22 protein-coding genes and 2 tRNA genes are annotated in these 26,136 nt (G+C 71.7%); 20 read left to right on the top strand and 4 right to left on the bottom strand.

Translation table 11 applies throughout. From position 1 onward, the window contains the following. Window positions 1-15: 15 nt before the first annotated feature. Window positions 16-1,110 carry a M48 family metallopeptidase gene (locus tag ACFYO5_RS04065; protein ID WP_356559728.1) on the bottom strand — a complete coding sequence of 365 codons (1,095 nt, stop codon included), beginning with the start codon at window positions 1,108-1,110 and terminating at the stop codon, window positions 16-18. A gap of 140 nt (window positions 1,111-1,250) precedes the next feature. On the opposite strand from ACFYO5_RS04065, the gene ACFYO5_RS04060 reads away from it, so the two are divergent. The 10 genes from ACFYO5_RS04060 (at window position 1,251) to ACFYO5_RS04015 (ending at window position 6,763) form a co-directional block, all read left to right on the top strand. Continuing rightward, window positions 1,251-1,412: a hypothetical protein gene (locus ACFYO5_RS04060; RefSeq protein ID WP_388703908.1), complete on the top strand. Its 162-nt coding sequence runs from the start codon at window positions 1,251-1,253 to the stop codon at window positions 1,410-1,412. A 178-nt stretch (window positions 1,413-1,590) separates the two neighbouring features. Further along, a complete protein-coding gene (locus ACFYO5_RS04055) occupies window positions 1,591-1,755 on the top strand; it encodes a hypothetical protein (protein ID WP_356559726.1) in 165 nt (54 codons plus the stop codon). A gap of 79 nt (window positions 1,756-1,834) precedes the next feature. Continuing rightward, window positions 1,835-2,485 carry a nicotinate-nucleotide adenylyltransferase gene (gene nadD / locus ACFYO5_RS04050; protein WP_356559725.1) on the top strand — a complete coding sequence of 217 codons (651 nt, stop codon included), beginning with the start codon at window positions 1,835-1,837 and terminating at the stop codon, window positions 2,483-2,485. 16 nt (window positions 2,486-2,501) lie between these two features. After that, entirely contained in the window at window positions 2,502-4,319 is a 1,818-nt protein-coding gene (locus ACFYO5_RS04045; RefSeq protein ID WP_388703904.1) for a LytR C-terminal domain-containing protein, read from the top strand. Window positions 4,320-4,452: 133 nt separating this feature from the next. Beyond that, window positions 4,453-4,896, top strand: coding sequence for a ribosome silencing factor (rsfS, locus tag ACFYO5_RS04040; RefSeq protein WP_388703901.1), 444 nt, complete (start codon window positions 4,453-4,455; stop codon window positions 4,894-4,896). After that, complete coding sequence (locus tag ACFYO5_RS04035) at window positions 4,896-5,579, top strand: histidine phosphatase family protein (protein ID WP_388703899.1); 684 nt, start codon at window positions 4,896-4,898, stop codon at window positions 5,577-5,579. The genes rsfS and ACFYO5_RS04035 overlap by 1 nt, the downstream gene beginning before the upstream one ends. 100 nt (window positions 5,580-5,679) lie before the next feature. Further along, a tRNA-Ala gene (locus ACFYO5_RS04030) sits at window positions 5,680-5,752 on the top strand. Window positions 5,753-6,172: 420 nt separating this feature from the next. Continuing rightward, window positions 6,173-6,346 (top strand): hypothetical protein, encoded by a 174-nt coding sequence (locus ACFYO5_RS04025; protein WP_356559721.1) that lies wholly within the window; start codon window positions 6,173-6,175, stop codon window positions 6,344-6,346. Between the two features lie 3 nt (window positions 6,347-6,349). Next, the gene (locus ACFYO5_RS04020; RefSeq protein WP_003976229.1) at window positions 6,350-6,583 is read left to right on the top strand and encodes a hypothetical protein; all 234 of its coding nucleotides are present in this window, start codon (window positions 6,350-6,352) and stop codon (window positions 6,581-6,583) included. Between the two features lie 107 nt (window positions 6,584-6,690). Continuing rightward, window positions 6,691-6,763: transfer RNA gene (locus tag ACFYO5_RS04015), tRNA-Ala, on the top strand. A gap of 122 nt (window positions 6,764-6,885) precedes the next feature. On the opposite strand, the gene ACFYO5_RS04010 is transcribed toward ACFYO5_RS04015, so the two are convergent. Then, window positions 6,886-8,496, bottom strand: a complete 1,611-nt coding sequence (locus ACFYO5_RS04010; protein ID WP_356559720.1) for an NADH-ubiquinone oxidoreductase-F iron-sulfur binding region domain-containing protein — start codon at window positions 8,494-8,496, stop codon at window positions 6,886-6,888. Further along, window positions 8,493-9,782 (bottom strand): cytochrome b/b6 domain-containing protein, encoded by a 1,290-nt coding sequence (locus ACFYO5_RS04005; protein ID WP_388703895.1) that lies wholly within the window; start codon window positions 9,780-9,782, stop codon window positions 8,493-8,495. The genes ACFYO5_RS04010 and ACFYO5_RS04005 overlap by 4 nt, the downstream gene beginning before the upstream one ends. A 412-nt stretch (window positions 9,783-10,194) precedes the next feature. Here ACFYO5_RS04005 and leuS point away from each other — a divergent pair, with 412 nt between their 5' ends. The 9 genes from leuS to ACFYO5_RS03960 all read left to right on the top strand — a co-directional run bounded on the left by leuS (window position 10,195) and on the right by ACFYO5_RS03960 (window position 23,023). Continuing rightward, entirely contained in the window at window positions 10,195-13,071 is a 2,877-nt protein-coding gene (gene leuS, locus ACFYO5_RS04000; protein WP_356559718.1) for a leucine--tRNA ligase, read from the top strand. Between the two features lie 347 nt (window positions 13,072-13,418). After that, the gene (locus ACFYO5_RS03995; RefSeq protein WP_388703891.1) at window positions 13,419-14,162 is read left to right on the top strand and encodes a hypothetical protein; all 744 of its coding nucleotides are present in this window, start codon (window positions 13,419-13,421) and stop codon (window positions 14,160-14,162) included. Between the two features lie 95 nt (window positions 14,163-14,257). Continuing rightward, complete coding sequence (locus tag ACFYO5_RS03990; RefSeq protein WP_388703889.1) at window positions 14,258-15,103, top strand: DegV family protein; 846 nt, start codon at window positions 14,258-14,260, stop codon at window positions 15,101-15,103. 109 nt (window positions 15,104-15,212) lie between these two features. Further along, window positions 15,213-16,238 carry a helix-hairpin-helix domain-containing protein gene (locus tag ACFYO5_RS03985; RefSeq protein WP_388703886.1) on the top strand — a complete coding sequence of 342 codons (1,026 nt, stop codon included), beginning with the start codon at window positions 15,213-15,215 and terminating at the stop codon, window positions 16,236-16,238. Between the two features lie 227 nt (window positions 16,239-16,465). Further along, window positions 16,466-19,189, top strand: coding sequence for a ComEC/Rec2 family competence protein (locus ACFYO5_RS03980; protein WP_388703883.1), 2,724 nt, complete (start codon window positions 16,466-16,468; stop codon window positions 19,187-19,189). A 4-nt stretch (window positions 19,190-19,193) separates the two neighbouring features. Next, window positions 19,194-20,087, top strand: a complete 894-nt coding sequence (locus ACFYO5_RS03975; RefSeq protein WP_388703880.1) for an arylamine N-acetyltransferase — start codon at window positions 19,194-19,196, stop codon at window positions 20,085-20,087. A gap of 453 nt (window positions 20,088-20,540) precedes the next feature. Beyond that, window positions 20,541-20,786, top strand: coding sequence for a hypothetical protein (locus tag ACFYO5_RS03970; protein WP_388703877.1), 246 nt, complete (start codon window positions 20,541-20,543; stop codon window positions 20,784-20,786). 155 nt (window positions 20,787-20,941) lie between these two features. Further along, window positions 20,942-21,931: a DNA polymerase III subunit delta gene (holA, locus tag ACFYO5_RS03965; protein ID WP_356559711.1), complete on the top strand. Its 990-nt coding sequence runs from the start codon at window positions 20,942-20,944 to the stop codon at window positions 21,929-21,931. Window positions 21,932-22,627: 696 nt separating this feature from the next. Continuing rightward, window positions 22,628-23,023, top strand: coding sequence for a nuclear transport factor 2 family protein (locus ACFYO5_RS03960; protein ID WP_388703873.1), 396 nt, complete (start codon window positions 22,628-22,630; stop codon window positions 23,021-23,023). A gap of 665 nt (window positions 23,024-23,688) precedes the next feature. Here ACFYO5_RS03960 and rpsT read toward each other — a convergent pair. Then, the gene (gene rpsT / locus ACFYO5_RS03955) at window positions 23,689-23,955 is read right to left on the bottom strand and encodes a 30S ribosomal protein S20 (protein WP_133041041.1); all 267 of its coding nucleotides are present in this window, start codon (window positions 23,953-23,955) and stop codon (window positions 23,689-23,691) included. A 223-nt stretch (window positions 23,956-24,178) separates the two neighbouring features. Between rpsT and lepA the strand changes: the two genes are divergently transcribed. Continuing rightward, the gene (gene lepA / locus ACFYO5_RS03950; RefSeq protein ID WP_356559709.1) at window positions 24,179-26,047 is read left to right on the top strand and encodes a translation elongation factor 4; all 1,869 of its coding nucleotides are present in this window, start codon (window positions 24,179-24,181) and stop codon (window positions 26,045-26,047) included. The last annotated feature ends 89 nt before the right edge of the window (window positions 26,048-26,136 follow it).

The following is a 26,136-nucleotide window of genomic DNA, read 5'->3' as shown; positions in this document are numbered from 1 at the left end:
GGCGGTCGTCCCCCGTCAGTCCTCGTCGCGCGGGGGCGTGTCCGTCGGGCGGTCCCGCGGGGGAGCGGTGGCGGTGAAGCCGTCGAAGCCCCGGCGGACCCGGCCGCCCAGGTTCCCCGCCCCGCCCGCGATGTCGGTGACCAGCTTCATCAGCGGGTCCTTGGAACTCTTCACGTGGTCGGTGTAGTGCGAGGCCGACTCGCGGAAGGAGTCGCTGACCGAGGTGTCCTTGTCCTCGGCGCGACGCGGGTAGTGGCCGTCCAGGATCCGCTGGTAGTCGCGGGACTCGGCCCACTTCTTCAGCTCGGCCGCGCGCACGGTGGTGAAGGGGTGGGAGCGGGGCAGCACGTTGAGGATCTTCAGCACGGAGTCGCGCAGGTCACCGCCGGCCTCGTACTCCTCGGCCTGCTTGAGGAACGCGTCCACGTTCATCTCGTGCAGGTGGTTTCCGCCGGCGATCTTCATCAGGCCGCGCATCGAGGCCTTCAGGTCCTGCCCGACCAGCAGGCCGGCCCGGTCCGCGGACAGCTCCGACTTGCGGAACCACTCCCGCAGCGCGGTCACGATCGCCATGATCGCCAGGTTGCCCAGCGGGATCCAGGCGACCTTGAGGGCGAGGCTCGTCAGGAACAGCAGGATCGTGCGGTACACGGCGTGCCCGGACAGGGCGTGGCCCACCTCGTGGCCGATGACCGCCCGCATCTCCTCCTCGTCGAGCAGTTCCACCAGGCTCGTGGTGACCACGATGATCGGCTCGTCCAGGCCGATGCACATCGCGTTGGGCCGCGGATCCTGGGTGACGTACATCGCCGGGACCTTCTCGAGGTCCAGGATGTAGCAGGCGTCCCGCAGCATGTCGTTCAGGTGCGTGAACTGCTGGTCCGAGACGCGGACCGAGTCGGACAGGAACAGCAGACGCAGACTCCGCTCGGGCAGCAGCCCGCTGAGCGCCTTGAAGACCGTGTCGAAGCCGCTCAGCTTGCGCAGCGCCACCAGGGCGGAGCGGTCGGCCGGGTGCTCGTACGCACGCGAGGAGAGACCGGGAAAGCGCCTGCGCTGCCTGCTCGGCACGTGCTCGTGACCGTCGTGCTCGTGGCCGTCGTCGGACATCCATCCCCCAAGTGCGTGTGTATGGCCCTTGTATGTGTGGTCCTTTGCGGACCCTTGTGCAGCCCTTTGCGCCCCCGAGGCAGGGCCCACCCTAGGCGGAGTTACGGTGGACGGGCACTACACCGAAGGAGTCCCGCGCCATGGAGCACAGCCCCGCAGCAGCCTGGATCGCGCAGGCCGCCGACGCCGCGCAGCGGCAGGGTTCGGGGGACCTGCTTCGGGTCGTGCTGATCGTGATGGTGCTGGGTTGCGTGCTGACGGCCTGGTTCCTGTTGCGGGGCTACACGCGGAAAGACGACTGAGCCGCCGGGAAGGTTCCCCCGCTCGCTCTCCCCACGGCGGAGCCCGCGGTTTTCGCACGGCGGAGTCGGCGTGTGGCGGGATGAGGCGCCCGCTTACGATGGGCCGACATCTTTATCTCGCCCTCCCCCATCTCGATCCGGTCGAGCGGGGGACCCCATCGGATAGGTCCTGCCGAAGATGAGCTTCCACAGCGCAGCTGCCCAGTTGGTCACCCTCGCCGCCGAGGGCGAGGAGCACGGTGGCAACCACGAGAGCCTGAGCCCGCTGGTCACCGGTGGTGGCGCCTTCCTGATCCTGCTGCTCCTGCTGTGGATCACCACGCGCTTCAACCGCGACCGCTGAGGTCGGCCTTGTTCGTAGCGGGGCACTCCGGGCACCGGCCGATCGGTGCCCTCAGGACGGGCCGGTAGGGTCTGCACGCATGGGAGAGCAGGACATGCCTACCGGTCCGTCGAGCGGCACGGCGAACGGCCCGTCCAATCCGGGCAAGCGCCGCCTCGGCGTCATGGGCGGAACGTTCGATCCGATCCACCACGGACACCTCGTGGCGGCCAGTGAGGTCGCCGCGCGGTTCCACCTGGACGAGGTCGTGTTCGTCCCGACCGGCGAGCCGTGGCAGAAGAGCAGCCGCAGGGTCTCACTGGCCGAGGACCGCTACCTGATGACGGTCATCGCGACCGTCGAGAACCCGCAGTTCTCGGTCAGCCGCATCGACATCGACCGGGGTGGCCCCACCTACACCGTGGACACCCTGCGCGACCTGCGGTCCCTCAATCCCGACGCCGACCTGTTCTTCATCACCGGCGCGGACGCCCTGGGGCAGATCCTGACCTGGCGCGACAGCGAGGAACTGTTCTCCCTCGCCCACTTCGTCGGAGTCACCCGGCCCGGCCACAACCTGGCCGACCCCGGCCTCCCCGAGGGGGGCGTCTCCCTCGTCGAGGTCCCCGCACTGGCCATCTCCTCCACGGACTGCCGCGCGAGGGTCGCCAAGGGCGACCCCGTCTGGTATCTGGTGCCGGACGGCGTCGTGCGCTACATCGACAAGCGCGAGCTGTACCGCGGCGAGTGAGCCGAGAGGGGCACCGGTGAACGACCGAAACGACGCGGACTACGGGGAGCTTCCGTACGAACTCGTCGGCTACGACGAATACGGGCAGCCTGTGTACCGCCAGGTCCCGCCCCAGCAGGCCTACGACCCGTACGGGCAGCAGCAGGGCTACGGCTACGACCCGTACGCCCAGGGCGGACAGCAGCAGCCCGCCTACCCCGCGTACGACACCGGTCGGCAGCCGGCCGCGCCCGCCTACGACCCCTACGACACGGGGCAGCAGCCGGCGACGCCCGCCTACGACCCGTACGACACCGGTCAGCAGCCGCCCACACCCGCCTACGACCCGTACGACACCGGCCGGCAGGTGCCCGTGCACGACCCCTACGGCACCGGCACGGGTGGGCAGCAGGGCGCCGCGACCGCCCCGTACGACCCCTACGGGCAGACCGCGACCAGCGGACAGCAGCCCCGCGTCGCCGAGCAGACCGCCTACATCCCGCAGCAGGCCGGCCCCGTGGAGGCCGAGGAGCACCAGGGCCCTGCGGAGACCTCCGAGCGACCGCAACGGGACTACCCCACCGAGCAGTTCGCGTTCGTCGAGGATCCCGACGGGGACTCCGAGGACGTCATCGACTGGCTGAACTTCACCGAGAACCGCACCGAGCGCCGGGAGGAGGCCAAGCGCCGCGCCCGCGGCCGCCTGGTCGCCCTGGCAGTCGTCCTCGCGCTCACCGCGGTCGGCGGAGTGGGCTACCTCGGGTACGCCGGGAAGCTGCCCGGACTGTCGTCGTCGGACGACGCGAAGACCGGCACCACGGCCGCGCCCGCCGCCCAGAAGCGCGACGTGATCGTGGTCCACCTGCACGACACCGCCAAGGGCGGCACCTCCACGGCCCTGCTCGTCGACAACACCACCACGAAGCAGGGCACCACCGTCCTGCTGCCCAACTCGCTCGTCGTCACCACCGACGACGGCACCACCACGACCCTCGCCAAGTCCGTCGACGGCGACGGCTCCGCCGGCACGCGCGAGTCGCTGGACGCCGTCCTCGGCACCGAGATCCAGGGCACCTGGCGGCTGGACACCCCGTATCTGCAGAACCTCGTCGACCTCGTCGGCAACATCGAGGTGGACACCGACACCACCGTGCCCGATCCGGCCGCCAAGAAGAAGGGACAGGCCCCGCTCGTGACCAAGGGCGAGGGCCGCACCCTCAGCGGAAAGACGGCCGTCGCCTACGCCACCTACCGCGCCGAGGGCGAGGCCCAGAACGCCCAGCTGGAGCGGTTCGGCCAGGTCATGCAGGCGGTGCTGCGCAAGGTGTCCTCCGATCCGCAGGGCGCCACCGTCACCGTGCAGACCCTGGCGCAGATCCTCGACCCCTCGCTCACCGACAAGGACCTCGGCGCCTTCCTCGCCGACCTCGCCGATCTCGCCAAGGGCGGCGACTACAAGACCGCCCTGCTGCCCGTCCAGGCCGACGGCACGCTCAGCGCCGCGGCCGGCGCGAGCGTGGTCAAGGACATCCTCGGCGGCACCGCGAAGAGTCCCGACCAGGACGCGGCGGTCAGCGTCTCCGTGCAGAACGCCAGCGGGGCCGGATCCACCAGCGAGGACGCGCGCGTGGTCCTCCTCAACGGCGGGTTCACCTTCCTGGACGGCGGCACGGCGTCGGGCGGCACCACGGCCGCGTCGAAGGTGCTGTACGCGGACGCCGCCGACCGGGGGAACGCCACCGAGGTCGCCAAGACCCTGGGCCTTCCGGACACCGCCGTGGCGAAGGGCACGGTCCCCGCGAACGCGGACGTCACGGTCGTCCTGGGCAAGGACTACGAGCCCTCCTCGTCCTAGCCGGGGCGGGGACGGGAGGGGGCCGCCCACGGCGACGACCCCCGAGCACGGCGGGCCCGGAGTATTCGCGTGGGGCGCCGTCGGCGGCCGTGAGACCCTTGAGGTCAAACGACCGCCGACGGAAAGCCACGTAGTGACCGCCACAGACCGCTCCATCGAGCTGATCCAGACCGCCGCCCAGGCGGCTGCCGACAAGCTCGCGCACGACATCATCGCCTACGACGTCAGCGACGTGCTGTCGATCACGGACGCCTTCCTGCTGGCCTCCGCCCCCAACGACCGCCAGGTCAAGTCGATCGTCGACGAGATCGAGGAGCGCCTCCAGAAGGAACTCGGCGTCAAGCCGGTCCGCCGCGAGGGCGACCGCGAGGCCCGCTGGGTCCTGCTCGACTACGTCGACATCGTCGTCCACGTCCAGCACAGCGAGGAGCGCGTCTTCTACGCCATGGAGCGGCTGTGGAAGGACTGCCCCGAGCTGGACCTGCCCGCCGACGCCAAGGCGACCCGGGGCAAGGCCCAGGAGCACGCCAAGCTGCAGGCCGCCCAGGACGAGGCCGAGCCGGACGGTGATTGGTGATGACCGCGCCGGGTGCCGGGGCCGCACCTGCGGCCGGCCGGACGCCGGGCCGCGGCCGGCGCGTCATCCTCTGGCGGCACGGCCAGACCCTGTGGAACGTGGAGCGCCGTTTCCAGGGCACCACGGACGTTCCGCTGACCGAGACCGGCGTGGCCCAGGCCCGCCGGTCCGCCCGGTTGCTGGCCTCTCTCGGGCCGGACGCCATCGTCGCCTCCGACCTGCGGCGGGCCGCCGACACGGCGGCCGAACTGGCCGCGCTCACGGGCCTGGAGGTCGCCCACGACGAGGCCCTGCGCGAGACGTACGCGGGTGTCTGGCAGGGGCTGACGCACGAGGAGATCGTCTCCCGGTTCGGCGAGGAGTACACCGCGTGGAAGCGCGGTGAGCCCGTCCGCCGCGGCGGCGGCGAACTGGAGTCGGAGGTGGCCGACCGGGCCGCCCCGGTCGTGCTGCGGCACGCCGAGAAGCTGCCCGAGGACGGCACGCTCGTCGTCGTCAGCCACGGCGGCACGATCCGTACCACCATCGGCCGCCTGCTCGGCCTGGAGGCGCGCGACTGGGAGAGCCTCGGCGGCCTTTCCAACTGCTGCTGGTCCGTCCTCGGCGAGGGCGCCCGCGGCTGGCGGCTCCTCGAGCACAACGCCGGCACCCTGCCGGAACCGGTCCTCGGCGACGACGACTGAGTGCTGCGGGACGGCCCGGACCCGGATTTCACTTTCCGGCAGGTCGCAGGCTAAAGTTCTTCTTGTTCGCCCCGCCGAGCGGCAAGCGGGAAGAACGCGAGGGGCTATAGCTCAGTTGGTAGAGCGCCTGCATGGCATGCAGGAGGTCAGGAGTTCAATTCTCCTTAGCTCCACTGGTCGACACTCCGTCGAGTTGTCGGATCGGTTTCGAGAAGATCCCGTCCCCTGTGGGGGCGGGATCTTTTCCTTGCCCGCAGCAACTCCGCTCTCCGCCCTCTTCGGTGTGGTCGGTCCCGAGGGCGGTGACCGCGGGGGCAGGTGGCGGTGCCCGTGCCTCGGGTGGGCCGGGCGCGGCCGGCTGACCGGGTGTCGCGGCCTTCGGCGCACTCTTCCCGGACCGGTTTGAGTCACTCGGGGACCCGCAGGCGTATATCTCTGCGGAAACGCTTCTCACATGCGCGTTCGCGCTCGCTCCGAGAGCCGCGCGGGGTGCTGTGGCCGGACTGGTACTGAGGCGTCGCTGACCGTATTGGCCCGGCCGTGGCAGAATCAAACGGCCGGAAGGGGGCGCGGCCCGACGGGAGGGAGTTGCGATGCCTGCGAGCATCCTCGGAGAGGGCGGCCACCTCTTCGAAGCAGCGATGACACGGGAGACGGCCACCCGGCTCGGCTGCCCTTCCTGCGGTTCCGCCTTCGTGGCCCAGGTCCTCGGTGACAACGGCGGGATCTCCTACGTGTGCACGGCCTGCGGCCACAGCTGGAGCTGATCGATGGGTGCCCACAGGAGGAAGTGCGACTGGTGCGGCAGTGGCACCCCGATCGTCCGCGACATGGAGCCGGTCAACCCGGACTACCAGTACTGGTGCGAGGAATGCGCGCGGGCGCTGATCATAAAAGGCGACCCGATCGAGACGTACCGGGAACTGGAGGGGGAGCCGATCTACGGCCGGCTTCTCGAGGAGCACTGCACGCTCAAGCGGTTCTACTCCTTCGTCACTGCCTGAAGTGGCATTCCGGATGAAACCGGACAGAGCGGAAACGATTTGGTGCTGCACCCCCAGGACCGTGTAATGTTGGCGTCGCCGCCAGGGAAACCCGGCGGACAGTGCGAGGGGCTATAGCTCAGTTGGTAGAGCGCCTGCATGGCATGCAGGAGGTCAGGAGTTCAATTCTCCTTAGCTCCACAGCGGATCCCGCCGGATCGAAAGATCCGGCGGGATCTTTTTCGTGTGCGCACCGGCGTGTACGGGGGGAAAGGGAGCGAGGGGCCGCGCCGTCGGACGGCCCCTCTCGCGTGGTGGGGGATTCAGCGCCCCAGGGCGCGGCGGCCGCGCCCCTGGGAGAGGACGGGAAGGTTGCGGGAGGGCTCCTTCGCGCGCGTGTCCTCCTCGATGCGCAGGGCGAGCGCCGGGCAGCGGCGCACCGCGCGCAGCGCCTTCGCCTCCGCGTAACGCGGCACCTTCGCCTGGGCGACCGTCGGGAATCCGTCCGCGCCGAGCTGGAAGACCTCCGGCAGGATGTCCGCGCACAGACCGTGGCCGCGGCACAGGGTCCAGTCCACGTAGATCTTCTGACGGCTGTCGCCGCCGTCCTCGGGCGCTCCGCCGGCCGAGATGCCCGCCGGGGCCATGCCGCCCTCGAAGAGCGGCAGAACGCCCTCCACGGGCCGTCCGCAGCCATTGCCGAGGACATGGGCCGCCAGGTCGTCCGTGAACGCCTTGATGGTCGACTCCAGGAACATCGCGGAGCCGTCCGGGTGCGAGCAGGCGCCGCGCCGCTTGACGTTCTTGGCGACCTGCTTGAGCGCCTCCAGGGCGGCCGGTCCGCCGCCGTTGATGATGTCCTCCAGCCCGCGTGCCGCGGCCGGCAGACCGAGGTAGCAGGGACCGCACTGCCCCGCGCTCTCCTCGGCCAGCCACTGGGCCACGCGCAGCGACTCGCCCAGCGGGCAGGTCTCCTGACTGATCGGCAGGATCGCGCCGGCGCCCAGCGCGCCGCCCACCGCGTCCAGGGAGTTGCGGGAGACGACCGCCTCGTTGACCGTCGCCGCGTCGATCCACTTGCCGTGGTAGCCGCCGGTCAGCACGCCCTGCGGTACCGGCGGGGCGCCGGCCAGCTGGAGGACGTAGCGCAGCGGGACGCCGGTGGGGACCTCGATCACCATCGGGCGGGCGACGGCGCCGGAGACCGTCAGCATGACGGTGCCGGGCTCGTCGTACAGGCCGGTGTTGCCGTAGCGCTCCGGGCCGATGCGGGCGCCGATGGCCAGCTGGGCGAAGGTCTCGGCGTTGGACAGCAGGGTCGGGGCGCCGCCGACGCCGTTCTGCGAGGCGCTGACCTTGCGGCCGGGCGGGATCGCCGGGCCGCCGTCGATGGAGCGGACCACGGACGCGGCCGCGCCGGTGACCATGCGGATCGGGTTGCGCTGGACGAACGCCCTCAACGCCGAACGACGGCCGTTGCTGAGGCCGCGCTCGGCCAGTGCGGCCTCCATGGAGCGCTGGGTCGATTCACGGGTGACCGCCACCACGAGCGTGCGGGCCCCCAGCGCCTCCGCGACCAGCAGCGCGCCGTCCAGGATGAGGTGCGGGGCACGGTTGATCAGGACCGTGTCCTTGCGGCAGGCCGGTTCGTCCTCGCTGCCGTTGACGACGACGACCGGTCGCACGCCCCGCTTGATCGCCGCGTCGGCGACGGAGCGCAGCTTCTTGTGGAAGGGGAAGCCCGCGCCGCCGCGGCCCTTCAGGTTGATGCGTTCGGAGAGCTGCGCGAGCTTCTCCCCGCCCATGGGTTCGAGCGGCCCGTGCACCTTGAGGTGCATGGGCAGATCGAGTCTCTCGACAAGGTCGAAGCCCGACGTGAGCTGCGGAAGGCCGACCACGCGGACTTCTGGGACGTCGGGCAGGGCCTCGTTCACCTATAGCCTCCGGAAGGCGTGTTCCAAGGTTCGCCCGAACCCGGGGCGTCGAAGGACGCCCCGGGGGATGGTTCATCGGCGGGACCGCTGTTGTACGTGTCGTTCGGGTTGTACGCGTCATACCGGGTGTTTGTCTCACCGGTGTCGTACACGTCACTCCCGGCGTACCCGCCGGTGCCCGGATTGCCATAGACCGGGATGTTGAATCCCGTGTCCTGGAGCGGGTCGTAGACCGACTGCGGGGCCTCACCGACCGGCGGCGGGGACGGGATGGGCCAGCTGCCGGAGGTGCTGCCGCCGCCGTCCGCGCGCGGGACGGCGGCGGTGGCCTGCGTGTCGTACAACAGGTCCATGCGCGCGGTCTGGTCGGCCGCGAACGACTGCTCCGCGCGCGGGGGCGTCGAGACGGCGCGGTAGGCGGCCGCGAAGCCGTTCGCGGGCTCGGGCGCGGGCGTGTCGAACCGAGCCGACGGCGGCGCCGTGCGCCCGGAGCCGGCCCCTTCCGCTCCCCGGCCGGGGCGGCTCTCGTAGCCGGGGAGGGACTGGGACTCGGCCATCCGGGCCCGGCTCGCGTCCAACGCGTCGCGGCCGGCCGGCTCGTCGGTGCCCAGGACCGCGGCGATCCGGTCGGCGAGCCGGCGCTTGAAGGGCCGTGGTGCGGAGCGCAGCGCGAGGACGGCCATGACGCCCAGCAGGCACAGGCTGTAGAGGATGGTGAAGACCGGCTTGGCCGCGCGACCCGCGTAGAGTCCGTGGATCAGCGCGGCGCACCAGGCCGGGTAGGCCAGCATGTGCATGGCGCGCCAGCGGGCGGCCACCGGGGCCGGTGAGGCGAACCGGCTGCGCAGCGCGCCGGTGATGCCCACGAAGATCATCAGGAGTCCGGCCAGCGAGCCGAGGCCGATCAGGCCGGCGCTTCCGGTGACGCCGAGCGAGAACGGGACGACCGCGGCGATGAATTGGGTGTGGTCCAGCGCGATCTTCGTGGTGATGTGCAGCAGCAGGAACGCGATCGAGGCGACCGCCGTCGTCCGGTGCACGGCCTGGCCGATGAGCCGCTGGCGCGTGTTGAGGAAGACCCGGTCCTGGGCGACCAGGCCCCAGATCACCGAGCAGCTGAGCGAGACGAGGGAGAGGACGCCCGCACCGAAGTTCAGGAACTCGCGGAACTGGTCGCCTCCGACCAGCACGACCACGGGTATGAGAAGCAGGACGACAGCGGACGCCACCCCGTAGGCCGACCGGCCCGGCCGGGGGAGCGAGCTGTTACTACGACGAGGGTTCATGGGGGCAACTCCGAGCAGTTCGGGAAAGCGGTCCCGATGCCGAACTCTAAGTGGGCGCCATACCGATGGGTACGAGGTTTGAGTTATTGCGTCGTTATCAAAGGACAATGTGGCCGCGGCGATGTCCCTTAGTGGCTGTTACGCGAAGTAATCCCTGCCCTTGGTTCAGTTGTGACGTGTCACGGACCTGTCGACCAGGCATACGCAAACGCGTCGCAGCTTGCTCAAGCCCTGCGGTACCCTGAGGCCATGCGTGCCGTACGCCTTCTGCTTAGCGAGCCGCGCTGATCAGTCCCGAACGCCGGAGAACCGGACGGTTCGGAATCGGCGCGGCGTCCCCTCCTGTGCGAGGGGATTTTTCGTTTCCTGAGTGGCACCCGCTGGCAGAGACGATCGATGGAGCTTTGAGGACATGAGCGAGACGAACCCCGCTGCCACCGCCGAGGTGGCAGCGCCGCACCGGTACACGGCCGCCATGGCAGCCGACATCGAGGCACGCTGGCAGGACGTCTGGGACGCCGACGGCACGTACGCGGCGCCGAACCCGAAGGGCGACCTGGCGGGCGACCCCGCGGTCGTCGCCCGCCCCAAGAAGTTCATCATGGACATGTTCCCCTATCCCTCCGGTGCGGGCCTGCACGTCGGCCACCCCCTGGGGTACATCGCCACCGACGTCTTCGCCCGATACCAGCGGATGACCGGCCACAACGTCCTGCACACCCTCGGCTTCGACGCCTTCGGCCTGCCCGCCGAGCAGCACGCGGTGCAGACCGGCGAGCACCCCCGGATCACCACAGAAGCCGCCATCAACAACATGAAGTCCCAGCTGCGCCGGCTGGGGCTGGGCCACGACAAGCGCCGGTCGTTCGCCACGATCGACCCGGAGTACTACAAGTGGACCCAGTGGATCTTCCTGCAGATCTTCAACTCCTGGTACGACGACGAGGCGAACAAGGCCCGCCCGATCGCCGAGCTGATCGCCCGCTTCGAGTCCGGTGAGCGGAGCCTGCCCGGCGACCGCTCCTGGCAGGAGCTGAGCGACGTGGAGCGCGCCGACGTCCTGAGCGAGTACCGCCTGGCCTACGCCTCCGACGCGCCCGTCAACTGGTGCCCCGGCCTGGGCACCGTGCTGGCCAACGAGGAGGTCACCGCCGACGGCCGCTCCGAGCGTGGCAACTACCCGGTCTTCAAGGCCAAGCTGCGCCAGTGGAACATGCGCATCACCGCCTACGCCGACCGCCTGCTCGACGACCTGGACGCGCTGGACTGGCCCGAGGCCATCAAGCTCCAGCAGCGCAACTGGATCGGCCGCTCCGAGGGCGCCCGCGTCGACTTCCCCATCGACGGCGAGCGCATCACCGTCTTCACCACACGCCCCGACACCCTGTTCGGCGCGACCTACATGGTGCTGGCGCCCGAGCACCCGCTGGTCGACCAGTTCACCCCGCAAGCCTGGCCCGAGGGCACGCACGACGTGTGGACGGGCGGCCACGCGACCCCGGCCGAGGCCGTCGCCGCCTACCGCGCGCAGGCCGCCTCCAAGTCGGACGTCGAGCGCCAGGCCGAGGCCAAGGACAAGACCGGCGTCTTCGTCGGCGCGTACGCGACCAACCCGGTCAACGGCGAGCGGATCCCCGTCTTCATCGCCGACTACGTCCTGATGGGCTACGGCACCGGCGCGATCATGGCCGTCCCGGCCGGCGACCAGCGCGACTTCGAGTTCGCCCGCGCCTTCGAGCTGCCCGTCCGGTGCATCGTCGAGCCGACCGACGGCCGGGGCACCGACACCTCGACGTGGGAGGACGCCTTCGCCTCCTACGACGCGAAGATCGTCAACTCGTCGAACGACCAGGTCTCCCTGGACGGCCTGGGCGTCGCCGAGGCCAAGGAGCGCATCACCGAGTGGCTGGAGCGGTCCGGCGTCGGCGCGGGCACCGTCAACTTCCGTCTGCGCGACTGGCTGTTCAGCCGCCAGCGCTACTGGGGCGAGCCCTTCCCGATCGTCTACGACGAGGACGGCGTCGCCCACGCGCTGCCCGAGTCGATGCTGCCGCTGGAGCTGCCCGAGGTCGAGGACTACTCGCCGCGCACCTTCGACCCGGACGACGCCGACACCCAGCCCGAGACGCCGCTGTCGCGCAACGAGGACTGGGTCGACGTCACCCTGGACCTGGGCGACGGCCGCGGTCCGCGCAAGTACCGCCGCGAGACCAACACCATGCCCAACTGGGCCGGTTCCTGCTGGTACGAACTGCGCTACCTGGATCCGCACAACTCCGAGAAGCTCGTCGACCCCGAGATCGAGCAGTACTGGATGGGCCCGCGCGCGGGGCAGCCGCACGGCGGGGTCGACCTGTACGTCGGCGGCGCCGAGCACGCCGTGCTGCACCTGCTGTACGCGCGCTTCTGGTCCAAGGTCCTCTTCGACCTGGGGCACGTCTCCTCCGCGGAGCCGTTCCACAAGCTGTTCAACCAGGGCATGATCCAGGCCTACGTCTACCGTGACAGCCGCGGCATCGCCGTACCGGCCCTGGAGGTGGAGGAGCGCGACGGCGCGTACTACCACCAGGGCGAGAAGGTCTCCCGGCTGCTGGGCAAGATGGGCAAGTCCCTGAAGAACGCGGTCACTCCGGAGGCGATCTGCGCCGAGTACGGCGCCGACACCCTGCGCCTGTACGAGATGGCGATGGGCCCGCTGGACGTCTCGCGGCCGTGGGACACGCGCGCGGTCGTGGGCCAGTTCCGCCTGCTCCAGCGGCTGTGGCGCAACGTCGTGGACGAGGCGACCGGTGAGGTCACCGTCGTCGACGCCGAGCCGGCCGAGGACACCCTGCGTGCCCTGCACAAGGCCATCGACGGCGTGCGCCAGGACCTGGAGGGCATGCGCTTCAACACCGCCATCGCCAAGGTCACCGAGCTGAACAACCACCTGACCAAGACGGGCGGCCCCCTGTCGCGCACCGTCGCCGAGTCCCTGGTGCTGCTGGTCGCGCCGCTGGCCCCGCACATCGCCGAGGAGCTGTGGCGCAAGCTGGGCCACACCGACTCCGTCGTCCACCAGGACTTCCCGGTGGCCGACCCGGCGTACGTCGTGGACGAGACCGTGACCTGTGTGGTCCAGGTCAAGGGCAAGGTCAAGGCGCGCCTGGAGGTGTCGCCGGCCATCTCCGACGAGGAGCTGGAGAAGGTGGCCCTGGCCGACGAGAACGTCGTCAACGCGCTGGGCGGCGCCGGGATCCGCAAGGTGATCGTGCGGGCGCCGAAGCTGGTCAACATCGTGCCGGCCTGATGAACGCGGGTGTGTGCGGCTGAGGTCACCGGTGCGTTCGGGTCGGGGGCGTGAGGCCGCTGTGCGCGCGGGTCGCGGTGTGTGAGGTCGCGGGTGTGCGCGGTCGCGGTGCGGTGCGTGCGGGTCGCGGGTGTGTGCGGTCGCGGTGCGGTGCGTGCGGGTCGCGGGTGTGTGCGGTCGCGGTGCGGTGCGTGAGGTCGCGGGTGTGTGCGGCCGAGGCCGCCGCGCGGGTGGTTCGGGGTAGTCCCCTACGGGCAGGTTCGGGGTTCCGATGGAACTCCGCGCCTGCCCGTTGCGTTTACCGTGGGAGAGCGGCGCGTGCCGTGTCGGGACCGGAGGAGGAGTTCGTGGAAGCAGTGATCGCGATCCTTGCCCTGCTTTTCGTGCTCTTCGTGGCGGTGGGCGCCTACGCGACGGTGAAGGTCGTCGGCGCGGCCAAGCGCGGGGTGGACCGCACCATCACCCAGGCCCGCCGCACCGTCGAGGACCACACCCTGCGGGCCAAGTCCTTCACCCAGTTCGGCCCTGCCGGTGAGATCGCCCAGCTCCGCCTCAAGCTGCGGACCTCGATGCGGGCCACCCAGGAGGCGCTCCAGTCGGGCGTCGCCGAGGACGAGTCCCTCAAGGAGTCCCTCGCCCTCTTCGCGCGCCTCAGCGGACACGGGCGCGAACTGGACGACGAACTCAAGCGACTGGAGTCCGAGCCCGACCGGGCCACCCTCGCCGAGCGGCTGCCGTCGCTGCGCGAGCGGACCGACCGGATCACGTCGTCCGCGGACTCGCTGCGCTGGGCCGCCCGGGACCGGGCCCGCCGCTTCTCCGACGACGACCTGGACACCCTCCACGCACAGATCGACGTCGAGGCCGGCGCCCTACGGCACTGGACCACCGCGGACGACTCCGCACCGGCACGGCCGGCGTCCTCGTGGCCCGACGCGCCCGCAGCCGACAGCGCGACCGCAGGACAGACCTGGCCGGAGACCCCCGCCTCGCGCGCGGCGGAGCCTCCCGCCCGGCCCGCGATCACCCCGGCGGGGCCGCGTCCGACCTACCCCTGGCAGAAGAAGCCCCGCCCCGAGAGCACGACCTGACGCCCGCCGAGCGCGGTACCTGATCCGGTCAAGGGCCCACCGCCCGCGAGGGGCCGGGCTCCCCTCCTGCGGATACGGCAGGTAACCTCCAGCTCATGTCCCGCCATGTCGCTATCGTCACGGATTCAACGGCCTACCTGCCGCAGCGGACGATGGAACACCACGGCATCACCGCGGTCCCCCTGACCGTCGTCCTCGGCGATCAGGCATTCGAAGAGGGCACCGAGATCTCGACCCGTTCCCTGGCCCTGGCACTCCAGAAGCGACGTTCCGTCACCACCTCGCGCCCCAGCCCCCAGGTCTTCGCGGAGACCTACCGCAAGGTCGCCGAGTCCGGAGCCACCGGCATCGTCTCCCTCCACCTCTCCGCCGAACTGTCGGGCACCTACGACGCGGCGGTCCTCGCGGCGCGCGAGGCACCGGTCCCGGTGCGGGTGGTGGACACCGGAATGATCGCGATGGCGCTCGGATTCTGCGCACTCTCGGCGGCCGAGACGGCGGAGGCCGGCGGCACCGTGGACGAGGCGGTCGCGGCCGCGGAGAAACGCGCCGCCGACACCTCCGCCTTCTTCTACGTCGACACCCTCGACTATCTGCGCCGTGGCGGCCGGATCGGCGCCGCCCAGGCCCTCCTCGGCTCCGCGCTGGCGGTGAAGCCGCTGCTCCAGCTCGACGGAGGGCGCATCGAGCCGCTCGAGAAGGTGCGCACGGCGTCGAAGGCGATCGCCCGCATCGAGGAACTGGCGGCCGACCGGGCGGGCAGCGCGCGGGTGGACATCGCCGTCCACCATCTCGCGGCGCCCGACCGGGCGTCGGCCCTGGCGGACCGGCTGCGGGCGCGGGTGCCCGGTCTCGTGGAACTGCATGTGAGCGAGGTCGGCGCGGTGATCGGGGCGCACACCGGACCCGGGTTGCTGGGCGTTGTGGTGTCGGCTCGGTGAGGTCGGTCCCCTCACTCATGTGAGTGGCGGAGTTATCCACAACCGGGCGGTTCTCCCCGGAAAATGAGCAAGATCATCGCAGTTCCGTGAACTGGCCCATTGTCGTGGCATGGCACTTCGATCACGCACACGGACCACCACCGCGACGAGCGGACCCGGGCGGGGACCCGGCTCCGACGGACGGGTACGGCACCGACGGTCACCGGCCCGCAGCCGGGTGGGCAACCGCCACGCCCCGGCGGAGGAACTGCGCCGGCGGGCGGAGCTGCTGTTCGGGGAACGGGACGACGAGCGGGGTGAGTTGGGGATGGGCCCGCCGCCGGAGGACGGCGGCGACGCGGCGGGGCCGGCCGACGTGGACGGGGAGGACCGGGCCGCGCCCGAGGGCGGAGACCGTGCGGGGGCGACCCGTGGACCGGGGAACTGGCGGGAGCGGGCCGGGCCGGCCCTGCGGGAGCGGCTGCCCGTGTGGGCGCAGGCGCGGTGCGGGCTGGAACGCAGGAGCGTGCTCGCGCTCGCCGTTGTGGTGGTCGCCGTCGCCGCGTTCGCCGTCCAGCACTTCTGGACCGGCCGCACGCAACCCGTGCGGGCCCCCGAAGTGGTGCGGGCGGCCGCTCCCTACGGAGTGGACGCGCCGAGCGAGCCCGGCGAGCCCTCCTCACCGGCGACGCCCGGTGGGGCGGCCACGGCAGGCACGGAGATCGTGGTGGACGTCAGCGGCAAGGTTCGCGATCCCGGTATTCATCGCCTTCCGGCCGGCTCGCGCGTGGTCGACGCGCTGACGGCGGCCGGTGGGGTGCGGCCGGGCACGGACACCGACGGTCTGAACCGGGCGCGGTTCCTCGTGGACGGGGAGCAGGTCGTCGTCGGTGGACCGCCCGGCGTCGGCGCGCCGGCGGCTGGAGCGGGGCCGGCAGGCGGCTCGGTGGGAGCTGGTCCGCAGGCTCCCGTCTCCCTCAGCACGGCCACCGTGGACCAACTCGACACGCTGCCGGGAGTGGGGCCCGTGCTGGCCCAGCACATCGTCGACTACCGGACCCGACACGGTGGCTTCCGCTCGGTGGACGAACTGCGTGAGGTGAACGGCATCGGGGAGCGGCGCTTCTCCGACCTGCGGAATCTGGTGCGGCCATGAGGGAGGAGAGGGCGGATTCGGACCTCGGAACCGGTCAGGCGGACCTGGCGCGGGGCGAGCCGGTGGCCTCGGCAGGAGCGGGAGCGGGAGCAGGAGCAGGAGCAGGGGTACGGGTACGGGCAGGGGCAGCGTCAGGCGTAGGGGCGGGAGCGGGGGCAGCGACGGGGGCGGGGGCCAGGCCACGGCCAGCCGCTGGGGCGGATGGCCGGCCGGGTTCGCGTCAAGCCGTGCACGCCGCTTCCGGGAGTCGGCTGGGCGCTTCGCACCCGCGCCAGGAGGGGCCAGCCGACCTGCGGCTCGTACCGCCCGCTCTCGCGGCCTGGGCCACGGCGGCAGGGCTGCTGACCGCGTCGCCCTGGTCGGTGGGTTGGGTCGTGCTCGTCTGCGTGATCGCGGCGGGCGTGCTCCTGGGCGGGTGGGGGAGCAGGACGCGGGGACGGCGGTCGGTCGGCGGCGGTGGGCTGCCGGACGGAGGGAGGGACCCGTCGCCGGGCAGTGGTGAGGGAGTGCTGGGGGACGGGGCGAGCGGGCGGTCGCCAACCGCGCCACGGGTTCGGCCGCCGGACGGGCGGTGGGGGCGGCAGTCGTCGGACGCGCCGCGGGGGCGGCGGTCGTCGGGAGGGACGCTCGGGCGGTCGGCCGGTGCTCGCTACGGGTGGTCGCGGATGAGCGGGGCCGCGGTGTTGCTCTGCGTGGCCGCGGCCGGGGTGTCCGCGGGGCTCCACGGGGCCGATGCGCGCCGCGGACCCGTGCCCGTGCTGGCAAGGGAGTACGCCACCGTCACCGCCGAGGTCGAGCTGACCTCCGATCCACGGCTCGGCCGGCCGAAGGTACGGGGAGACCACATGACCCCGGACTCCGTGCTGATCGACGGGGAGGTGCGCGGCGTCGCGGCGGGCGGGGCGGCCGCGGTGATGACCCGCGCGCCGGTGCTCGTGATCGTGGACGTCCGGGAGCGGGAAGGGGCGGGCGGCGGAAGACCGGCCGCGCATGCCGGCCGCGGCGGGCGGCAGGCGTGGCTCGGGTTGTTGCCGTCCACACGGGTGCGGGTGACCGGGCGGCTGGCTCCCCCGCTGACGGGTGGGGACCGGATCGCGGCCGTGCTGCGGGTGCGGGTCCGCGGGGCGGGTGCGGTGCCGCGCGTCGTGCGGGAGCCGTCGGCGGCGCAGCGCACCGCGGGCCGGTTGCGGGCGGGGCTGCGCGAAGCCACCGACGGGCTGTCGGCCGACGCGCGGGCCCTGCTGCCGGGGCTGGTCGTCGGAGATACGTCACGGATCACGCCCGAGCTGGACGAGGCCTTCAAGGCGACGGACCTCGCCCACACCCTGGCGGTGTCCGGGAGCAACCTCACGATCATGCTCGCCCTCCTCCTCGGGCCGCCCGGCCTGGCACAGCATGTCGAGCGTCGCGGCCTGGCACCCCGCCTGGGCATCCCGCTCCGGACGACCGCTCTGCTCGGTGGGGTGCTCACGCTCGGGTTCGTCGTCGTGTGCCGGCCCGACCCGAGTGTGCTGCGGGCGGCGGCCTGCGGATCCGTCGTCCTGCTCGCCCTGGCCACCGGCCGCCGCCGGTCCCTGATCCCGGCGCTGGCGACGGCTGTTCTGCTCCTGGTGCTGTACGACCCCTGGCTGGCCCGGAGTTACGGGTTCCTGTTGTCGGTCCTGGCCACGGGGGCCCTGCTGACGCTGGCGCCGCGTTGGAGTGCCGCTCTGCGACGGCGCGGGGTCCCGCCCCGGCTCGCCGAGGCGCTGGCGGCGGCGGGAGCGGCACAGGCCGTGTGCGCGCCGGTCGTGGCGGTGCTGTCGGCCCGGGTGAGCCTGGTGGCGGTGCCGTGCAACCTCCTCGTGGAGTTCGCGGTGGCACCGGCCACCGTGCTGGGGTTCGCCACCCTGGCGACGGCACCGTGGGTGCTGCCGGTGGCGAAGGCCTTGGCCTGGTGCGCCGGTTGGCCGGCCGAATGGATCGCGGGGGTCGCACGGGCCGGGGCGGCGTTGCCCGGCGCGGGAGTGGACTGGCCGGGCAGTTGGGGCGGAGCCCTGCTGCTCGCCCTCGCCACCGCGGTGGCGGTGCCGCTGGGGAGGCGTCTGCTGCGGCGGCCGTGGCTGTGCGCGGCCTGCGCGGCGCTGCTCCTGCTCGCGGTGGTGCGGCCGCCTCCCCTGACCCGGGCGCTCACCGGCTGGCCGCCGCCCGGCTGGCGGCTGGCGATGTGCGATGTGGGGCAGGGCGACGCCACGGTGCTCGCGGGGGGTGAGGGCACCGGCGTGGTGGTGGACGTGGGCCCGGACCCGGCGCTGGTCGACCGGTGCCTCGGCAGGCTGGGCATCACCCGGATCCCGCTCGTCGTGCTGACCCACTTCCACGCCGATCACGTGGCGGGACTGACCGGCGTGCTGCGCGGCCGGGAGGTGGGCGCGATCGAGACGACGGGGTTCGCGGAGCCGGTGGACCAGGTGGCGTTCGTACGGAAGGAGGCCGGGGCCCGGGGGATTCCCCTGGTGCGGGCGGTGGCGGGGGAACAGCGGCGGCTCGGTCCTCTCGCCTGGGAGGTGCTGTGGCCGCCGGCCCGGCAGCTACCGGAGCCGGAGGGACCCAACGACGCGAGCGTGACGCTGCTCGTACGGTCCGGCGGGATACGGATGCTGCTGCTCGGGGACCTCGAACCGCCGGCTCAGCAGGCGTTGGCACGGTCGCCGGCGGCGGCCCGGCTGGGCGGCGTGGACGTGCTCAAGGTCGCCCATCACGGGTCGGCCTATCAGGACCCGGATCTCATGCGGGCGGTGGCGCCCCGGCTGGCGTTGATCTCCGCAGGAGCGGACAACCCGTACGGGCATCCGGCTCCCGGCACCGTCGCCGCCCTGCGGGCCATGGGCGCGGTGGTGCTGCGGACCGACCGGGACGGGGCGGTCGCCGTCGTGGGTGCGGGCAGGGAACTGCGGGCGGCGGGAGACTGAGGGCATGGATCCCGTACAGACCACCACCCCCACGTCCCCGCCCGACGCGCGTCTGGTCGAGGCGTATCTGCGTCGGCTCGGCGTCGAGTACCCGGCGTGGCCCACCGCCGACGTCCTGCGGGAGCTGCATCTGCGGCACCTGCGGACCGTGCCCTTCGAGAACCTGTCGGTGCATCTGGGAGAGGACATCGTGCTGGAGGAGACACGGCTCGTCGAGAAGGTCGCCACGAGGGGGAGGGGTGGGTTCTGTTACGAGCTGAACGGCGCGTTCGGCGCGCTGCTCACGGCGCTGGGCTTCGATGTGACACTCCTCGCCGGCCGGGTCTACGGCGACGGGGGGCGGCTCGGGATCCCGTACGACCATCTGGCGCTGCTGGTGCGGACGGTGGACGCGGGGGAGTGGCTGGCCGACGTCGGGTTCGGGGCACACAGCCACTACCCGCTCCGCTTCGGACACCGGGGGCGACAGGACGATCCCGGAGGCGTCTTCCGCGTCATGGAGGCCCGTGCGGACGAGGCGGGGGCGAAGGGCGGGGCGGGACGGCCGGCGCGGGAGGACGGCGTGGCAGGGGCGGTCGACCTGGACGTCGTGCGGGACGACAGGCGGGCGTACCGGCTGGAGGTGCGGCCCCGGGTGCTGGCCGACTTCGTGGCCGGGGCGTGGTGGCACAGCACCTCGCCCGAGTCGCACTTCACCCGGTCGTCGGTGTGCTCGCGGGTCACGGAGGACGGCGGGCGGATCACACTCAGCGGGCGCCGGTTGAAGGTGACGGACCCGCATGGGGTGAGTGAGGAGCGGGAGTTGACCGGGGACCAGGAAGTGCTGGACGTGTACCGGGAGCAGTTCGGCATCGAGATGGAGCGGGTGCCGGTGGTGCGGGGAGATGGCGCGGACTGAGGGGACCGGCTGACGCGCGACCCTGGGGCCGGGCGTGAGCCGGACGGTTCACGGTTGCGCGCTTCCCGGACGTCGGGAGGGTCCTTGCGTCGACGTTCTTCGGCGAGCGGTTCCGTGAGGGGTTCCGTGAGGCGTTCCGTGAGTGGTTCGTGCACCGGGGAGGTGTGCCGTGGGCGGTCGCGGCGCGCCGTCGGCGTGCGGCGTGCGGTGAAGCGTGACGCTCGACACCGGGTTCTCGCCTGGGCAACGGCCTGGGCTGCCGGAGGCGGGCGGCGCGCCGCGCGGGGGCGGAACCGCGCCGGGACGACCTCCCCGTTCCACCGTGGGCCCGCGCCCCATGTTCGCGGGACATCGCCGTGAATGGGCCCGGCATCGAGATGGAGCCGGACGTGCCGATCGCCCCACGGACCGACCTGCTCTCCGGCCGTGGTGGGCGTGCCGGAAAATGGGCGGGTGAGCGATGTGAGACATGTACTGGTGCTGCCCGACCGTGACGCCGCCGAAGAGGCCGTGGAGGCGCTCGGGGAACGGTTCGGGGTGCGGGAGGAGCCGCAGGTCGTCCGGGACGCGCTGGCCGGTGAGGACGACGCGGAGGACGCGCAGTGGCTGGTGGTGCTGCGCGACGAGGACGGGCGGCTCGACGCGGAGGAGCTGCACGCGTTCGCGGGCGAGTGGGACGGGTGGCGGGAGGAGCCGTAGGAGAGGGGGCGGGGGCGAAGGCTGGGGGTGACGGCGGGGCGGACCCCACTGTCAGCACTGTCGGTCCTCCTCGGCCGCCCGGCCGGTCCTGACCGGAAGGGGCAGGCGGTCCCGGCCGGCCCTCGCTGTCGGTGCCGCGTGCCATCCTTGACGCAATGGCCAGGAAGACTGCGAATGACGACCCTCTCGCCCCGGTGACACTCGCCGTGGGCCAGGAGGACCTGCTGCTCGACCGTGCCGTGCGGGAGGTGGTGGCCGCCGCCCGGGCCGCCGACGCCGACACGGACGTACGGGACCTGGCGTCGGACCAGCTCCAGCCCGGCACCCTGGCCGAGCTGACCAGCCCGTCGCTCTTCGCGGAGCGCAAGGTCGTGATCGTGCGCAATGCGCAGGACCTGTCCGCCGACACGGTCAAGGACGTGAAGGGGTATCTCGGGGCGCCCGCCGAGGAGATCACGCTCGTGCTGCTGCACGCGGGCGGGGCCAAGGGCAAGGGAGTGCTGGACGCCGCGCGCAAGGCGGGGGCGCGGGAGGTGGCGTGCCCGAAGATGACCAAGGCGGCGGACCGGCTGGCCTTCGTCCGGCAGGAGTTCCGGGCGACCGGCCGGTCGGCCACTCCCGAGGCGTGTCAGGCGCTCGTCGACTCCATCAGCAGTGATCTGCGCGAGCTGGCGGCGGCGGTGTCGCAGCTCGTCGCCGATGTCGAGGGCACCATCGACGAGGCGATCGTCGGGCGGTACTACACCGGCCGGGCCGAGGCGTCGAGCTTCACCGTCGCCGACCGTGCCGTGGAGGGCAGGGCGGTGGAGGCGCTGGAGGCGCTGCGCTGGTCGCTGGCCACCGGTGTCGCACCCGTGCTGATCACGAGTGCGCTCGCCCAGGGCGTGCGGGCCATCGGCAAGCTGTCCTCCGCGCGCGGCGGAAGACCCGCGGACCTCGCACGGGAGTTGGGCATGCCGCCCTGGAAGATCGACCGGGTCCGCCAGCAGATGCGGGGCTGGACGCCGGACGGCGTCTCCCTCGCACTGCGCGCGGTCGCCGAGGCCGACGCGGGCGTGAAGGGCGGTGGCGACGACCCGGAGTACGCGCTGGAGAAGGCCGTGGTGGCGGTGGCGCGGGCGGCACGGTCCGGGGGCCGGGCGTAGTTTCGGCCACCGGTGCCGGTGCCGCTGCTGCCGGTCCGGCCGACCGGCCTGGCCCATTCGCCGGCCAACCTGCCCTGGCCCACCCACTCGCCGACCTGCCCGGTCGGACCTGACCGGCCGATCAGGCGTGATCGACCGGTCCTGCCGCGCCCAACGGTGGCGATCCGACCAGTCCAGCCTCACCCGCCTCGACCGCTAGCCCGGCCTCACCGGCTGACCAGACCCGGCCCACCGTCGGCCCGACCGGTCAGGCAACCCGACCGGTCCGGCCTCCGCGTGACCTGAGGGGACGGCCCTTGACCGGCACCCACCCCTGGCCCGGCTCGCCTGACCGGCCGGCCCTCCGCCTGCCCCGAGTGATCGGCGCCCACCTCTGGCCCGGCTCGCCGGCCCGCCGCCCGACGGCCCCCTCCACGAGGAGACGGGGCCCACCGTCGGCCCGACCGGTCAGGCAACCCGACCGGTCCGGCCTCCGCCTGACCTACGAGGGGACGGCCCTTGAGGGCGCCCACCCCTGACCGGCGCCCACCCCTGACTCGCCCCGCCCGCCTGCTCGCCCGCCCCGCCCGCCCCCATGGAGAAACCCCTGGACCCAGTCGCCGTCCCCTAGATCCAGTCGCTGTCCGCTGTGGACGGAGGAGAATCGAACCACCGGCCGACGTATCGCCCAGAACAGTGGAAAGGTGGCGAGCGGCCATGGCTGAACACCCGCACGCAGCGCTCGTTCGCAGAGGCTTCGAGGCTTTCTCCCGTGGGGACATGGACACCCTCAGGGAACTGCTGGCGAAGGACGCCACGCACCATGTGCCCGGCACTCACCCGCTCTCGGGTGACTTCAAGGGCCAGGACTCGATCATCGACATGTACCGGCGGCTCGGCGAGGAGACGAGCGGCACGATGCGGCTGGAGATGCTCGGCATCTGCGTCGACGGCCGTGGTCACGCGGTCGGTATGTGCCGTGTCACCGCCGAGCGCCAGGGCAAGCACCTGGACGACACCGGATGCATCGTGTTCCGGATCGTCGGGGACAAGATCACGGACCTCGACGAGTGCGTGGAGGACATCGACGAGAGCGACGCCTTCTGGTCGTGAGGGCACCCCGAGATGGAGCCGAAAGCACCCGGAGGCGGAGGCCGAGGCCGGGCTCGGTTCGCGCAGCTCGTGGAGGGCCGGCGGCCGGTCGACCGATGGGCCGCGACGGGCCGTGCGCCGAAGGCGGCCGTGCAGGCGCCGTTGACGGCCCCGTACAGGTGCCGCAAGGTCCCCGAAGCCGTAGGGCCACCGCACAGGTGCCGTGAGACCTCCCGCGCGATGCCGTAACACCTGGACCCCCGTCCCCATGCCGGTGCCGCAAGGTCTCCCGAAGCCGTAGGGCCACCCGCACAGGTGCCGTGAGACCTCCCGCGCGATGCCGTAACACCTGGACCCCCGTCCCCATGCCGGTGCCGCAAGGTCTCCCGAAGCCGTAGGGCCACCCGCACAGGTGCCGCGAGTCCTCCCGCACGATGCCGTATCACCTGGACCCCCGCCCCCGCGCGGGTGCCGAAGACCCCGCGGAATGCCGAAGGCCCCCGCGGAATGCCGAAGGCCCCGGTGCCTGCCCTGGGGAAGGGTGAGGTGCCGGGGCCTTCGGTTCGATTGCTGGAGCCACGCCCGCGTGGCGAACGCAGGCCGCGCGTGGCTCCGTGGTGCCGGTCGGGGGCGGATGAGAGAGGGCCCGCCCTGGGTCTCCCCGGCGATCAGATCAAGAAAGGAGTTCAGCCCTGGAGGGACGCGACCTTCGAAGCGAGCGCCGACTTCTTGTTGGCGGCCTGGTTCTTGTGGATGACGCCCTTGGAGACGGCCTTGTCGAGCTGACGCGCGGCAGCGCGCTGGTACTCGGTGGCCTTCTCGACGTCACCCGCGGCAGCGGCCTCGCGGGCCTTGCGGATCGCGGTCTTCAGGGAGGACTTGACGGCCTTGTTGCGCAGCCGAGCCTTCTCGTTGGTCTTGATCCGCTTGATCTGGGACTTGATGTTCGCCACGAATAAGCCTCTACAGGTTCAGGCACGGCACCGCGCGGGCTCCGTACCAGTGAGTGTCTCTTTCCGAGTGCCTCGCGCTGAGAGGGCATGAGGCACAGCCACCCAGGCTACCAGTGCACGTGAGAGCGGCCCAAACCGGTTCCCGGTCGCCGCGCGTGGGACCATGGAGTCTACGTATCGATCCGACCCGAGGCATAAGGCGCCTCAAGAGACAGGACCCTGCGTGCCCGCGACCCCTAACAATGTGCCCGAGCCGAGCCGTACCGACCCGGCACTGATCCGCAACTTCTGCATCATCGCGCACATCGACCACGGCAAGTCCACGCTCGCCGACCGGATGCTCCAGCTGACCGGTGTGGTCGAGCAGCGGCAGATGCGTGCTCAGTACCTGGACCGTATGGACATCGAGCGTGAGCGCGGAATCACGATCAAGTCCCAGGCGGTGCGTCTGCCGTGGGCTCCCACCGAGGACCCCGCGAACACGCACATCCTCAACATGATCGACACTCCGGGGCACGTCGACTTCACCTACGAGGTCTCGCGGTCGCTCGCCGCCTGCGAGGGCACCGTGCTCCTCGTCGACGCCGCCCAGGGCATCGAGGCCCAGACCCTCGCCAACCTCTACCTGGCGATGGAGAACGACCTCAAGATCATCCCCGTACTGAACAAGATCGACCTTCCGGCCGCCCAGCCGGAGAAGTTCTCCGAGGAGCTGGCCAACCTCATCGGCTGCGACCCCGAGGACGTGCTCAGGGTCTCGGCGAAGACGGGCATCGGCGTGGACGCTCTGCTGGACCGGGTGGTCCGTGACGTCCCGGCCCCGGTCGGCGTCAAGGACGCCCCCGCCCGCGCGATGATCTTCGACTCGGTCTACGACTCCTACCGGGGCGTCGTCACCTACGTCCGCGTGATCGACGGCCAGCTCAACAAGCGCGAGCGCATCAAGATGATGTCGACCGGCGCCACCCACGAGCTGCTCGAGATCGGCGTCTCCTCCCCCGAGATGACGTCGGCCGACGGCATCGGCGTCGGCGAGGTGGGCTACATCATCACCGGCGTGAAGGACGTCCGTCAGTCCAAGGTCGGCGACACCATCACCAGCAAGGACAAGGGCGCCACCGAGGCCCTCGGCGGGTACAAGGACCCCAAGCCGATGGTGTTCTCCGGCCTCTACCCGCTGGACGGCTCGGAGTACCCGGACCTGCGCGAGGCGCTGGACAAGCTCCAGCTCAACGACGCCGCCCTGGTCTACGAGCCGGAGACCTCCGCGGCCCTCGGCTTCGGCTTCCGCGTCGGCTTCCTCGGCCTGCTGCACCTCGACGTCATCCGGGAGCGCCTGGAGCGCGAGTTCAACCTCGAACTCATCGCCACCGCGCCCAACGTGGTCTACCGCGTGATCATGGAGGACGGGAAGGAGCACACGGTCACCAACCCGAGCGAGTTCCCCGAGGGCAAGATCGACAAGGTCTTCGAGCCCGTCGTCCGGGCCACGATCCTCGCGCCCAGCGAGTTCATCGGCTCGATCATGGAGCTGTGCCAGACCCGCCGCGGCACCCTCCTCGGCATGGACTACCTCTCCGAGGACCGCGTCGAGATCCGCTACACGCTGCCCCTCGCCGAGATCGTCTTCGACTTCTTCGACAACCTGAAGTCCAAGACGCGCGGTTACGCCTCCCTGGACTACGAGCCCACCGGCGAGCAGGACGCCCAGCTGGTGAAGGTCGACATCCTGCTCCACGGCGACCGGGTCGACGCCTTCTCCGCCGTCACCCACAAGGACGCCGCCTACGCGTACGGCGTACGGCTCGTCGCCAAGCTGCGCGAGCTGATCCCGCGCCAGGCGTTCGAGATTCCCATCCAGGCCGCCGTCGGCTCGCGGGTCATCGCCCGCGAGACCATCCGTGCCATCCGCAAGGACGTCCTCGCCAAGTGCTACGGCGGCGACATCTCCCGTAAGCGCAAGCTGCTGGAGAAGCAGAAGGAAGGCAAGAAGCGGATGAAGATGGTGGGTTCCGTGGAGGTTCCGCAGGAGGCCTTCATCGCCGTCCTGAGCAGCGAGGAGAACGCGGGTTCGGGCAAGGGCAAGAAGTAGCCCTCCGTCACGCTGGTTCCGGGGCCCGTCGCGCTGTCGCGCGGCGGGCCCCGTGCCGTCTCCGGGTCGTCATTGTGTAAAAAGTGACA

The organism is Streptomyces sp. NPDC006259, from assembly GCF_042870975.1.
Taxonomy (GTDB): domain Bacteria; phylum Actinomycetota; class Actinomycetes; order Streptomycetales; family Streptomycetaceae; genus Streptomyces.
The sequence above is the reverse complement of the archived record's forward strand: the minus strand, read 5'-3'. Positions and strand labels throughout refer to the sequence as shown.

Excerpts from the sequence above, each read along its gene's own strand:
- ACFYO5_RS04065 (WP_356559728.1), bottom strand. The coding sequence starts at position 1,110 with ATGTCCGACGACGGCCACGAGCACGACGGTCACGAGCACGTGCCGAGC.
- ACFYO5_RS04060 (WP_388703908.1), top strand. The coding sequence starts at position 1,251 with ATGGAGCACAGCCCCGCAGCAGCCTGGATCGCGCAGGCCGCCGACGCC.
- ACFYO5_RS04055 (WP_356559726.1), top strand. The coding sequence starts at position 1,591 with ATGAGCTTCCACAGCGCAGCTGCCCAGTTGGTCACCCTCGCCGCCGAG.
- nadD (WP_356559725.1), top strand. The coding sequence starts at position 1,835 with ATGGGAGAGCAGGACATGCCTACCGGTCCGTCGAGCGGCACGGCGAAC.
- ACFYO5_RS04035 (WP_388703899.1), top strand. The coding sequence starts at position 4,896 with ATGACCGCGCCGGGTGCCGGGGCCGCACCTGCGGCCGGCCGGACGCCG.
- ACFYO5_RS04025 (WP_356559721.1), top strand. The coding sequence starts at position 6,173 with ATGCCTGCGAGCATCCTCGGAGAGGGCGGCCACCTCTTCGAAGCAGCG.
- ACFYO5_RS04020 (WP_003976229.1), top strand. The coding sequence starts at position 6,350 with ATGGGTGCCCACAGGAGGAAGTGCGACTGGTGCGGCAGTGGCACCCCG.
- ACFYO5_RS04005 (WP_388703895.1), bottom strand. The coding sequence starts at position 9,782 with ATGAACCCTCGTCGTAGTAACAGCTCGCTCCCCCGGCCGGGCCGGTCG.
- leuS (WP_356559718.1), top strand. The coding sequence starts at position 10,195 with ATGAGCGAGACGAACCCCGCTGCCACCGCCGAGGTGGCAGCGCCGCAC.
- ACFYO5_RS03990 (WP_388703889.1), top strand. The coding sequence starts at position 14,258 with ATGTCCCGCCATGTCGCTATCGTCACGGATTCAACGGCCTACCTGCCG.
- ACFYO5_RS03985 (WP_388703886.1), top strand. The coding sequence starts at position 15,213 with ATGGCACTTCGATCACGCACACGGACCACCACCGCGACGAGCGGACCC.
- ACFYO5_RS03975 (WP_388703880.1), top strand. The coding sequence starts at position 19,194 with ATGGATCCCGTACAGACCACCACCCCCACGTCCCCGCCCGACGCGCGT.
- holA (WP_356559711.1), top strand. The coding sequence starts at position 20,942 with ATGGCCAGGAAGACTGCGAATGACGACCCTCTCGCCCCGGTGACACTC.
- ACFYO5_RS03960 (WP_388703873.1), top strand. The coding sequence starts at position 22,628 with ATGGCTGAACACCCGCACGCAGCGCTCGTTCGCAGAGGCTTCGAGGCT.